This window comes from uncultured Microbulbifer sp., assembly GCF_913055755.1.
GTDB lineage: Bacteria > Pseudomonadota > Gammaproteobacteria > Pseudomonadales > Cellvibrionaceae > Microbulbifer.
Map to the genome: position 1 here is coordinate 1 of NZ_CAJXKH010000013.1, position 12,244 is coordinate 12,244.

7 protein-coding genes are annotated in these 12,244 nt (G+C 57.1%); 5 read left to right on the forward strand and 2 right to left on the reverse strand.

All coding sequences use genetic code 11. The features are described from left to right. The first annotated feature begins 10 nt into the window (after positions 1-10). A complete protein-coding gene (locus QZ511_RS04255) occupies positions 11-163 on the forward strand; it encodes an anion permease (protein ID WP_295799526.1) in 153 nt (50 codons plus the stop codon). 121 nt (positions 164-284) lie between these two features. Here the strand turns inward: QZ511_RS04255 and QZ511_RS04260 are convergent, their stop codons facing one another. After that, complete coding sequence (locus QZ511_RS04260) at positions 285-1,322, reverse strand: NADP-dependent oxidoreductase (protein WP_295799438.1); 1,038 nt, start codon at positions 1,320-1,322, stop codon at positions 285-287. 296 nt (positions 1,323-1,618) lie between these two features. Between QZ511_RS04260 and QZ511_RS04265 the strand changes: the two genes are divergently transcribed. The 4 genes from QZ511_RS04265 (at position 1,619) to QZ511_RS04280 (ending at position 10,413) form a co-directional block, all read left to right on the forward strand. Then, positions 1,619-3,082: a sugar porter family MFS transporter gene (locus QZ511_RS04265; protein WP_295799441.1), complete on the forward strand. Its 1,464-nt coding sequence runs from the start codon at positions 1,619-1,621 to the stop codon at positions 3,080-3,082. A gap of 188 nt (positions 3,083-3,270) precedes the next feature. Then, positions 3,271-6,459 carry a glycoside hydrolase family 3 N-terminal domain-containing protein gene (locus QZ511_RS04270; protein ID WP_295799445.1) on the forward strand — a complete coding sequence of 1,063 codons (3,189 nt, stop codon included), beginning with the start codon at positions 3,271-3,273 and terminating at the stop codon, positions 6,457-6,459. Positions 6,460-6,481: 22 nt separating this feature from the next. Beyond that, entirely contained in the window at positions 6,482-8,176 is a 1,695-nt protein-coding gene (locus tag QZ511_RS04275; protein ID WP_295799448.1) for a family 43 glycosylhydrolase, read from the forward strand. A 260-nt stretch (positions 8,177-8,436) separates the two neighbouring features. Further along, positions 8,437-10,413, forward strand: a complete 1,977-nt coding sequence (locus tag QZ511_RS04280; RefSeq protein WP_295799451.1) for a prolyl oligopeptidase family serine peptidase — start codon at positions 8,437-8,439, stop codon at positions 10,411-10,413. A gap of 63 nt (positions 10,414-10,476) precedes the next feature. On the opposite strand, the gene QZ511_RS04285 is transcribed toward QZ511_RS04280, so the two are convergent. Further along, a complete protein-coding gene (locus QZ511_RS04285) occupies positions 10,477-12,210 on the reverse strand; it encodes a glycoside hydrolase family 43 protein (RefSeq protein ID WP_295799454.1) in 1,734 nt (577 codons plus the stop codon). Positions 12,211-12,244: the final 34 nt, after the last annotated feature.

Sequence of the window (12,244 nt, forward strand, 5' to 3'; positions counted from 1 at the left end):
CTGCGCGTTCATGCTGCCGGTGGCGACAGCGCCCAATGCCATTGTCTACGGGTCCGGGCACGTGACCATCCAGCAAATGATCCGGAAGGGCTTCTTCATCAATCTGGCAGGGATCGTGATCATCGCGGCGATCGGATACTGGATCGCGCCGATGGTGCTGTAGAGGAACCCGGCGCAACACGGCGCCAAATTCCTCCACTGTCGGCAAGCTGCGTCCCTCACCCAGCCCCGTCTGCACTCAGGCATACAGGACCAAGCTGAACGCCACCTGAACTTAGGTTAATTCAGGCCGCAGGCGGTTCGCTGACCTTGACCATGAGCTTGCCGAGATTCTTGCCCTCGAACAGGCGGGACAGGCTGGCCGGCGCATTTTCGAGCCCGTCGACAATATCGGCTTCGAACTTGATCTTGCCGGCCATCAGCCATTGGGCCATCTGCTGGATGCCTTCCGGGAAGCGCGGGAAATAGTCGATGACGATAAAGCCCTTGAGCAAGGTGCGGCGCATCAGCAGATTGGAGAAATTGTACGGGCCCGGCACCGGCTCTGTCGCGTTGTAGGTGCTGATCAGGCCGCAGAGCGGCATGCGTGAGAAATCGTTCAGGCGGGCAATCACCTGATCCATGATCTTGCCGCCGACATTCTCGAAATACACATCGATCCCGTCCTCGCAGGCCGCCGCCAGTTGCCGGTCGAAATCGTCCGCGTAGTGATCGATGCAGGCGTCAAAGCCCAGCTCGTTGACCGCAAAATCACACTTCTCCGCGCCGCCGGCAACGCCCACCACACGGCAGCCTTTCAGTTTGCCGATCTGGCCGACGGTGGCGCCCACCGGGCCGGTGGCGGCGGCAACCACCAGGGTTTCTCCCTCTCTGGGGGCGCCGATATCCAGCAGGCCCATGTAGGCGGTAAAGCCCGGCATACCCAGCAGGCCCAGCGCCATCGATGGTTGTGTGGGGTTCTTGCCGAGATTGATCAGCATGGTGCCATCGGACAGGGCGTAGTCCTGCCAGCCGCAGGTGTAGGACAGCACCCAGTCACCGTCACTGAAACCGTCCAGTTTCGATTCCACCACGCGGTTCACCGTGCCGCCCACCATCACGTCGTCGATCGCCACCGGCTCCGCATAGGAGGGAGCATCGCTCATGCGGCCGCGCATGTACGGATCGAGGGAGAGAAAAACCGTGCGCAGGAGCACCTGGCCATCGGCGGGGCTGGGGATGTCGGTCTGCTCGAGGCGAAAGTTGTCGTCACTCGGCGCGCCCTTGGGGCGGGAGGCGAGGACAAGGCGGCGGTTGTGTTCCCTGGACTGGTTCAGGCTCATGGGGCTTCCTCCATTTTTTGTGGCGATATCGGCGGAATTTTGCAGCTTTTCCTGACGTTTGGAACGTAATCAGGGGTAATGTTCGGCTGTCCAATCGGCGCTTCAGGGTAGGCGGCGGCAGCCTTGCGCGGGTTGCTCCCGGCGCCACTTTTGCTCAATTATTTGTAATCGTTTACATATTTGTGCAATTAATTGTATAAAGGAAGCTGTCCAGACTGGGTCCCCGTGGGGTAAAACAGGGCTGGGTGATAATAAGTCGGAGCCGCCAAGTGGCCCACAGTGAGTGAGAGAACAAGATGAATACCACCGTCAGCAGCGGTGCGGCGATTGACGCTGCGCCCGGAGTCGCGGACTCCGAATCCCTCCACGCAGAAACCAATCACGGCCTGGTCATCGCCATTAGCGGTGTGGCCACCATCGGCGGCTTCCTGTTCGGCTTTGACAGCGGTGTGATCAACGGCACTGTGGAAGGCCTGCAGACCGCGTTCAATTCCGATTCTGCCGGCACCGGTTTCAATGTGGCGTCCATGCTGCTGGGCTGTGCCATCGGCGCTTTCTTTGCCGGTACCCTGGCGGACAAATACGGGCGCAAGGCGCTGCTGGTGGCCTCGGCGATCATGTTTATCGTCTCCGCATGGGGTTCGGGCATTGCCACCGGTTCGCTGGAGTTTGTGTTCTACCGTATTCTCGGCGGCCTCGCCGTCGGCGCCGCCAGTGTGATGACGCCCGCCTATATCAGCGAGGTGGCACCCGCCGCCTACCGGGGCAGGCTGGCCACGGTGCAGCAGGTGGCGATCATCAGCGGCCTGACGGCTGCCTTTCTCAGTAACTACGCCATTGCCAAGTTTGCCGGTGCCTCCACCACCGAATTCTGGATGGGCTTTGAGGCCTGGCGCTGGATGTTCTGGATCGAGCTGATCCCCGCCGCCATCTTCCTGATCGGCCTCTACTTTATCCCCGAGAGCCCGCGCTTCCTGGTGGCCAGCGGCCGCGGCGATACCGCGCGTTCGGTGCTGGCGCGCCTGTTCGGCGCGCGCGCGGCCGCGGACAAGGAGCGGGATATCCGCGCCTCCCTGGCCGATGACCACCGCCCCAGTCTGTCCGACCTGAAGGATGCAAAAACCGGCAAGCTGCGCAGCATCGTCTGGGTGGGTATCGGCCTGGCGGTCTTCCAGCAGCTGGTGGGCATCAATGTGGTGTTCTACTACGGCGCGGTGCTATGGCAATCGGTCGGCTTTACCGAGAGCGACGCGCTGCTGATCAATGTGGTCTCCGGTGCGGTGAGTATCGCCGCGGTAATCACCGCGCTGATTCTGGTGGACAAGATCGGCCGCAAGCCGCTGCTGTGGGTCGGCTCCGTCGGTATGGCGGTGACCCTGGCGATCATGGCGGTGTCCTTCTCACAGGCCACCCTGGATGAAAGCGGTTCCCTGAGCCTGTCGGATTCCGTCGGCACCATCGCATTGATTGCGGCCAATGCCTACGTGGTCTTCTTCAACGCCTCCTGGGGCCCGGTAATGTGGGTGATGCTCGGGGAGATGTTCCCCAACCAGATCCGCGGTTCCGGCCTCGCGGTTTCAGGCCTGGCCCAGTGGCTCGCCAACTTTGGTATCACCCTGTCGTTCCCGGTGCTGTTGATCAGTATCCAGCTCTCCGGCAGCTACGGCATCTATGCGCTGTGCGCCTTTATCTCGATCTTCTTCGTGAGCAAATACGTGCGCGAGACCAAAGGTCGCGAACTGGAGCAGATGCAAGGCTGATAGAAACGGCGGCAGCGTTTGGCTGCCGCCGACCTCGAGCCCAAATTCTCCTGATTGAACCCGTGTGGCCCCTGCCCTGAATAGAACAGGGCATGCCCCGGGAATTTTTTTGGCTCGACACTATTTATGTGATTAACCCTACTAAAAGGGTTTGCGGCACAGAAGCATAATAAGAAAGGAAGGCGCTTATGAAACCGACCGATACCCCGTTCAAACCGCTGCGCGCACTGTTGGCGGCCGGCGTTGTACTCGCCGGACTGCCCGCACTGACCATTGCCGCCGGCGCCGGCTACCAGCTGGATCTGTGGCCAAAAACCCAGAGCCCGACGGTAAAGCCGGAGGTGGAAGCGCAGGTGGAAGCGCTGCTGCGGAAAATGACCCTGGAAGAAAAGGTCGGCCAGATCATGCAGCCGGAGATCCAGTCCATCACACCGGAGGAGGTACGGAAATACCATATTGGATCGGTGTTGAACGGTGGTGGCTCCATTCCCGGACGCAAGGAAAACGCCGGCCCGGACGACTGGCTGGCACTGGCGGACGCCTACTGGGAAGCCTCAATGGACACCAGTGACGGCGGCATTGCGATTCCGGTGATCTGGGGGACGGACGCGGTGCACGGTAACGGCAATCTCACAGGGGCCACGCTGTTCCCGCACAATATCGGTCTTGGTGCCACCAACGATCCCGAGCTGGTCCGCGCCATCGGTGCCGCTACCGCAAAAGAAGTGCGCACTACCGGCGTGGAGTGGGTTTTCGCTCCCACTCTGGCGGTGGCCCAGAACGATTTCTGGGGCCGCACCTACGAGAGCTACAGCGAAGATCCGAACATTGTAAAACGGTTTGCGTCGGCGATGGTGGAGGGACTGCAGGGGAAAATCGGCGGTGACGACTTCCTCGCCGAAAACCGTGTGCTGGCCTCGGCCAAACATTTTCTCGCCGACGGCGGTACCTTCGAGGGCGACGACCAGGGAGATGCGCGTATCAGCGAGCAGGAACTGGTACAGATCCACAGCGCCGGCTACCCGCCCGCCATTGAAAGCGGGGTACAGACCATCATGGCCAGCTTCTCCGAGTGGAACGGCGAGAAGCACCACGGCAACAAATACATCCTCACCGACGTGCTGAAAAACCGTATGGGGTTTGATGGCCTGGTGGTGGGCGACTGGAACGGACACGGTCAGGTTCCCGGTTGCACCAACGACAGTTGCGCGCAGGCGATCAATGCGGGCATCGATCTGTTGATGGTGACCTACGACTGGAAAAACATGATCGCCAATACTCTCGAGCAGGTGAAGAGTGGTGAGATTACCGAGGCCCGGCTCGACGATGCGGTGCGCCGTATCCTGCGGGTAAAACTGCGCGCGGGCCTGTTTGACAAGAAACCTTCACAGCGTGCCCTGGCCGGGGACGAGGGTATGGTGGGCAATGCGAAGCACCGTGCACTCGCTCGTCGCGCGGTACGTGAAAGCCTGGTGCTGCTGAAAAACCGCGATCACATTCTGCCACTCGATCCCGGCAAGAACATTCTGGTGGCCGGCCCCGGTGCCGACAGCATCGCCATGCAATCCGGCGGCTGGAGCGTGAGCTGGCAGGGCGCGGGCATTCCCAACGAAAAATTCCCCGGTGCCACCTCGATCTACCGGGGAATCAAAAAAGCCGTGGAAAGTGCCGGCGGCCGCGCGACGCTATCGGAACGGGGGGAATATTCGAAAAAGCCGGATGCCGCCATTGTGGTGTTCGGCGAGCGCCCCTACGCCGAGGGGCAGGGGGATCTCAATACCCTGGAATTTGAACCCGGCAACAAGGTGAGCCTGGCGCTGCTGAAAAAATTGCAGTCGCAGAATATTCCCGTGGTTTCCGTATTCCTTTCCGGTCGTCCGCTGTGGGTGAATCCGGAAATCAACGCCTCTGATGCCTTCGTTGCCGCCTGGCTGCCGGGCACCGAGGGGGATGGTGTTGCGGATATGCTGATCGCGGATAGCGAGGGCAAAGCGCGCTACGATTTTACCGGCCGCCTGTCGTTCTCATGGCCCGGGTTGCCTCTGCAGGCAAAACTCAATCCCCACCATCCGGACTACGAACCACTGTTTACCCCTGGGTATGGACTGAGCCTGTTCGGTGAAAAAGAGGGACCGGAGAAACTTGCAGAGAATGTTCCCGGATTGGTGCGCGGTGAACCGGAGAGCTACGCACTCTACCAGGGCCGCCCGTTGCAGCCCTGGGGTATCCAGATTGACGACTTCGAGCAGAACCAGATGCTGAGCGGTGCTTTTGCCAAATTGCCCAGTGGTCGCGTGACAGTGGTGACCAGCGACAAAGACGTGCAGGAAGATGCGCTTACCTTTAAATGGCAGGACACCTGGCTGGCGCGGCTCAGCCTGAAACACGGTGCTCCGCTGGATCTTTCCAGTTACGTGGAAGAGGGCGTTCTGTCATTCGACCTGAAAGTGGACGACCTGGAAAACGCCGACCTGGCGCTGGAAATACAGTGCGGTGACAACTGTGAGCGCCGTGTCGACCTGACCGTGCAGGCGCGGAAAGGTATCGGCAAAGGCTGGCAGCGTGAGAGCTACAAGCTCAGTTGTTTTGTGCAGGAAGGCGATGACCTCTCGAATGTTTCCGTGCCCTTCGCGCTGCGTGCGGGCGGCAAGGGACAGGTCGTCGTGGCCAATGTGACACTGGAGAAATCCGCCGAGGCGCAAGACCGGTGCCCCGATTACCGCACCCTCGCCACAACACCGGACACGCGTCACGAATACTGGGCAAAGGGCTGGTGGGATGAGCGCTTCGAGCGCAACCAGAAACGTCTGGCCGAGGGCAATGTCGACCTGCTGATGATTGGGGACTCCATCACCGAGGCGTGGGAGAAAGAAGGAAAAGCCGTTTGGGAGAAATACTATGCGGACCGCAACGCGGTGAACCTGGGCTACGGCGGCGACCGAACGGAAAACCTGTTGTGGCGCCTGCAGAACGGCGAACTCGATGGGATCAAACCGAAAGCTGCGGTAGTAATGATCGGTACCAACAATACCGGCCACCGCCTGGAAGACCCTGAGCTTACCGCCGCCGGTATCCGCGCGGTACTGGATGAGCTGCGCGCGCGCCAGCCGCAGATGAAAATTCTGTTGCTCGGTATTTTTCCCCGAGATCCTCAGCCGGGTACACCGATGCGCAAAGTGAACCTGGGGGTCAACGGGATCATTGAAGACTATGCCGATGGCGAGCATATTATCTATCAGGAAATCTACAGCGAATTTCTCGAGGAAGATGGAAGTCTCACCAAGGAGATCATGCCGGATTACCTGCACCTGAACGAAAAGGGCTACCAGATCTGGGCGGAGGCGATGGAGCCGACGCTGTCCGGGCTGATCGATTGATTGGCACTGGGGGAGAGCAACGATGGTAGACAATACCCGCCGCAGGCTGTTCAAAGCGCTGGCCGCAGGCGCGGCTTCTGCTCCGTTGGCTGGCAATGTACTGGCGAGAGCTGGAAATTGCACAGACGAAGCGCCGAGTGCGTTGCCGGCACCGCCTGATTGGGGCAGAACGGTAGAGGGACAGCGAAGTGCTGATCTCGGAGACGGCACTTTTCTGAACCCCATAGTGCCCGGGGATCATCCGGACCCTACCATCATCAAGGACGGTGACGATTACTACATGACGTTCTCGTCCTTCTACTCCTATCCCGGTCTGGTGATCTGGCATTCCACCGATCTGGTGAACTGGGCTCCTGTAGGGCCCGCTTTGTTCAAGCCGCTCGGTGCTATCTGGGCGGTAGATCTGTGCAAGCACGAAGATCGCTATTACATCTATATTCCGGCTAATCCGGACGATAAAGGCTGGTCCATTTTTGTCATTTGGGCGGAGGATATCCGTGGCCCCTGGAGCGACCCCATCGATATGAAAATCCCCGGCTGTATCGATCCGGGACATATTGTGGGGGAGGATGGTCACCGCTACCTGTTCGTGAATGGTATTCGCAAAATCCGAATTTCCGACGACGGCCTGGCAGCCGTGGGAGAGCTGGAGCACGCCTACAGTCCCTGGCGTTATCCCGATGAATGGGTGGTGGAAAACTTCGCACCCGAGGGCCCGAAGTTACTCCGCCGCGGTGACTGGTTTTACCTGGTGACGGCTGTAGGCGGTACCGCAGGACCAGCTACCGGCCATATGGTGATTGCCGCGCGAGCAAAATCCATTCACGGCCCCTGGGAACACTGTCCGCAAAATCCGCTGGTACGCACCGCGAACAAGAGTGAGCCCTGGTGGTCGCGGGGCCATGCGACGCTGGTGGAAGGCCCGACCAGAAATGGACAGGAGGGTGATTGGTGGATGGTTTACCACGGTTATGAAAACGGATTTCGCACGCTTGGCAGGCAGAGATTGCTGGAGCCGATCGAATGGACAGAAGACGGCTGGTTTCGCGCGAAGGGTGGGGATTTGTCCCAGTCAATGCGCAAGCCTGCAGGTGGCAAGCGAGTCGGTCTGGCTGGGCAGGAATTGTCCGATGACTTTGCCAGCAACCGATTCGGTATCCAGTGGACTTTTCACAAACCACGCGCGAATGAAATGCAGCGGGTTCGCTACGAAGACCTCGGCCTGAGCATTATCGGGAGAGGCGAGACCCCGGCCGACAGTGCCCCCTTGACCTGTATTCCGGTTGACCGTTCCTATGAGGTAGAAGTCACCATAGATCTGGCTGATGGTTGTGAAGGTGGTCTGTTGCTGTTTTACAACCACAAGGCATTCGTCGGTCTGGGGTTTTCCCGGCAATACATCAAGACATTTCAGTACGCGGAAGAACAGACTTGGTTTCGCCAACCGGCAGAGACAGGCAGCCTGCGAATTAAAATGACCAATCGTGAAAATGTGGTGACTTATCACTACTCTCGTGATGAAGGCGAAACCTGGGAACTACACGGCCATCGAATGGAAGTGTCGGGTATTCACCACAACGTTTTTGGCGGCTTTCTCAGTTTACGTGTGGCTTTGTACAGTGCAGTGGACGGCGAATCACGCAATTCGAATTCGCGCGCCGTGGAGATGCAAAATGGCAGTGTACGTTTCAGAGACTTCCGCTATCGCGCTATTTGAACTGCATTCAAAATTGGTCGGGTTGGCAATGCGGATGTCGTGAATGATTTAATCCATTTGGTTGTTTGTTTAGGGTGTTCTTTTCAATATGTTCTCCGCTGTTGTGATCCTTTTCGCCTGACAGTTTTGTACCTGGCATTCTTGCGTTTATCGCTATTTCCCGCTGCCGAGACACCAAGGAAGCAATCCGGTATTCTTCACTTTCATATATTTGTATGACGATATGAGAGTGAATAAGAACAACAGGAAATTGACTTCCCATGATCAACAGATTCTGCAAGCCCATCTGGGTTTCACTATTTTTGCTTTCCATTCTGCTTCCGTTTTCAGTGCTCAATGCCAAAGAGGCCGCTTCTGTCACTGTACGTGACTACGGTGCGCTGCCACGGGTGAGTATGGTGAGTATTTCTCCAAATGGGGAAATGATCGCCTATCGCATGACCGAGGGCGAGAAAGACATGATCGTTGTCTACGATCTGGAACAGGGCAAGCACAAGGCCTCACTGGATCTTTCGGACTCCAAAACCCATATGAACACAATCTATTTCGCCACTGACAGCGAATTGATTCTGGTTGCATCCCAGGTTCGCCGGGTAATGGGGTATCGAGGTGACCTCGACATAAGTACCGCCTATGCCTACAACATAGCGCGCAATGAAATTCGCCAGCTACTGACGCCCGGAGACCTTATTTACAAGGGACAGGAAGGCCTGGGACGTATTGCCGGGCTATCGCCAGATAGCAAGCATGTTTACATGCCGGCATATGTGCCGGACGATCGCTACGATCAGACTCCGCGTATGTCACTGGTGCGAGTGGAACTGGATTCTCCCCGTCGCCCGAAGGTGCACTTTAAGGGCAGGGATGACTCGGTCGACTTTTTTGTCGACGAGAGCGGTGAGGTGATAGTCCATGAAACCTTCGACAACAGGCGCAATCGTCACGAGCTGTTCGTGCGGGACGGCGATGACTGGCGCGAGTTGTACGGGGAAGACACAGAGATACAATCGATCAGTGTTGTGGGGATGACTCCGGACCGTAAATCCGTGGTAGTAATCGGTACAAATAGCGACACCAAGCGTGAAGACTATTACACCCTGTCGCTGGCCACGGGGGAGTTCACCAACATGGGATTCGGTCGCAAGGATGCGGATATCGAATACACCTACAAGGGGCTCGACCGCATTGTCTGGGGGGTGCGCTACTCCGGATTCAATCCGGAATATCGGTTTTTCGACGAGGACCTGAACAAGCGGGTACAGGAAATTCGTGCACTTTTCCCTCAGCATTCTGTGTGGCTGCGGGACTGGAGCGAAGGTTGGGACGACCTGATTGTCAAAGTTGAAGGATCCGGTTCCTCCGGCACATTTTATAAATTCAGCAAAGACGAGCCGCCAACCGAACTCGCCTCCGCCTATCCGAAAATTACCCCTGAATATATTCATCCGATTGGAAAAATGGCTTTCAAGGCACGGGATGGCCTGATTATTCCCAACCTGTTGACCATCCCGAGGGATCGTCTTGATTCTATGAAGAACATGCCGGCGGTGATCATGCCGCACGGCGGGCCCGCCTCATACGATCACATCGGATTTGACTGGTTGGCCCAGTCGTTAGCCAATCGTGGCTACCTGGTGGTGCAACCTCAATTCCGCGGCTCCACCGGCTTTGGATTGGATCATGAACTGGCCGGACGTGGTGAATGGGGTGCAAAAATGCAGGATGACCTTACCGACGCGGTCAATGTGCTGGTGAAGAAAGGCATCGTCGATCCGGAACGTATCTGTATTGTCGGCGCCAGCTATGGTGGCTATGCGGCATTGGCCGGTGGCGCGTTTACACCAGAACTGTACCGCTGTGTGGTCTCTATCAACGGCGTCGCCGACCTGGAAGACATGATGGATAGCGAGGAGCGCGACCATGGTGATGATCACTGGGTAGTGGCTTACTGGACAAAAAATATCGGCAATGGCGATATTTCCGACGAGCACCTGGATGCTGTATCGCCAGCACAGCATGCCGAAAGTTTTCAGGCTCCTGTACTTCTGATCCACGGTAAAGATGACCAGACAGTGCCGCTCAAGCAGTCAAAGATCATGTACAAAAAGCTCAAGCGATCGAGGAAGCCGGTGGAGCTGCTGGAGCTGAAAGGTGAAATCCACAGCCTGGTTCAGGGAGAAACCCGACTCAAAACAGTAGAGGCATTGGTTGCCTTCGTGGATAGATACCTGCAGTGATAAAAAATGAGAGGCTTGCATTGCAAGCCTCTTTGCTGTGGCTAGGAAAAAGACTAGGAATTATTAAGGCTCTTCTGCCGCCTGCGCATACATTCCCACCACAGCCCCCACAAATCCGCCGGCTGCAGCGGTGGTGAGTACCTTGCCATCAGCATTCTCCAGCAGGGGGATATAGGTTTTTTGATTGAAACTATAGGAAAAATCCAGCCTGCTTCTATCAATGTTCATCCGTAGATATACCGACTGGCCAGGCTTGAGTGTAATCGGAGTTTCCGCTATCACCTTTCCACGCAGTGGATCCGAACTACCTGCTTTTTTCCGCACACGCAATACCGCTTCTCCGGATTTATCATGGCCGAGGGCAAGCGCATAGAAAAAATCGTCGCTCTGCAGGGCAAGCAATCCCGCTTCTTCACCGTTAGATTTCGGGGTAAATGACAATGCTGTAGAGAATTCAGCGCGCAGGTGAGCGAGCCGGCGACCAATGAATGCGGGTTGTACGCTGCGATCGCCAACCGGAGCGGATTGCACCTGCAGAGTCAGGCCATGGGCACCGGTGGACCACCAACGCTTAACTGGTACGCGGATAAACAGCCATTGGGGGGCCAGGTCCTTGCCAGTAAAGCGCTCTGTCTGGGTAAAGTTTCCGGTGGTGGCAAGAGCGACGGATCTGTCTTGTGGCAACGCCGGCTTCTTCACCGTGTAGGGGACGCTGCGGCCTTTTTCCAGAATTGTTGGCCAGCCTGCTTTCCAGCTGACCGGCAGCATGAAGGTCTCACGGCCGGTATGGAAATTACCAGGATCTTGCTGACCGGTACTGAGATCATATACCCGGGTACCGAGAAATACCGCCCACCAGTCGCCGTGGGTATCCGTAAACAGGTCTGCGTGACCAGTAGCAGTGACGGGGTTCGGACGATCGTCCGGCAGGCCATACTGGGTCAATACCGGATTGTCGGGGTTAGCCAAATAGGGGCCAAATACGTTGTCGGACCTGAATACTAGCTGTTGGTGATAGTAGCCAGTACCTCCGCCAGGCGCAGACAGATAATAGGTTTTTCCCACCTTGTAGAGGTGCGGTCCTTCCAGATAATCCGTATTCCATTGCGGAACATTACCACCATCCACCAGGAGTTTGTCTTCAGAAAGCGGCTCGAAGGTTTCCGGGTCTACCTCCATCAGGCGGATTGCTGTGTGTGCGGAGTAACGTTTCTTATCCGGTTCCGCGTGGTGCACCACATAGGTTTTGCCATCATCATCGAAAAAAATCGATGGATCTATTCCATCCAGCTGTGGCAGCCACAGGGGATCTGACCAGGGACCCGCAGGATTTTTTGCAGTGACCACAAAGTTGCCGCCACAACCAATGCAGGTGTTGATTACATAGAATGTTCCATTTTTATATTCGATAGCCGGGGCGTAAACGCCAGCATTGGTCAATGGCAGGTTGTCAAAATTGACCTGGCCGGGGCGATGCAGGGCATTGCCTATCTGGTTCCAGTTCACCAGGTCGCGGCTGTGAAAGACCGGGATTCCCGGGAAAAAACCGAATGTGGAGTTGACGAGGTAATAATCTTCCCCCACGCGGACCACGCTGGGGTCCGGATGGTAGCCGGCGAGGATAGGGTTGCGGTATTCGTCATCGCCAAGCGGGATGTTAAAAACATCATCGTTGCCACTGTATTCAAACCACGCGAACTGGGCCACGTTTTCGGTAGCCGGGGCAGTGCCGGAAGCAAGTGCCAGTGACAATGCTAGAGCGCCAATCAATGGTGTTGCCTGCATGGTGATACTCATTTATTAGTTTTCAATGTCGGATCGTTGCGCACTG

Coding starts and splice junctions, on each gene's coding strand:
- QZ511_RS04275 (WP_295799448.1), top strand. CDS start 6,482: ATGGTAGACAATACCCGCCGCAGGCTGTTCAAAGCGCTGGCCGCAGGC.
- QZ511_RS04270 (WP_295799445.1), top strand. CDS start 3,271: ATGAAACCGACCGATACCCCGTTCAAACCGCTGCGCGCACTGTTGGCG.
- QZ511_RS04285 (WP_295799454.1), bottom strand. CDS start 12,210: ATGAGTATCACCATGCAGGCAACACCATTGATTGGCGCTCTAGCATTG.
- QZ511_RS04265 (WP_295799441.1), top strand. CDS start 1,619: ATGAATACCACCGTCAGCAGCGGTGCGGCGATTGACGCTGCGCCCGGA.
- QZ511_RS04280 (WP_295799451.1), top strand. CDS start 8,437: ATGATCAACAGATTCTGCAAGCCCATCTGGGTTTCACTATTTTTGCTT.
- QZ511_RS04260 (WP_295799438.1), bottom strand. CDS start 1,322: ATGAGCCTGAACCAGTCCAGGGAACACAACCGCCGCCTTGTCCTCGCC.
- QZ511_RS04255 (WP_295799526.1), top strand. CDS start 11: ATGCTGCCGGTGGCGACAGCGCCCAATGCCATTGTCTACGGGTCCGGG.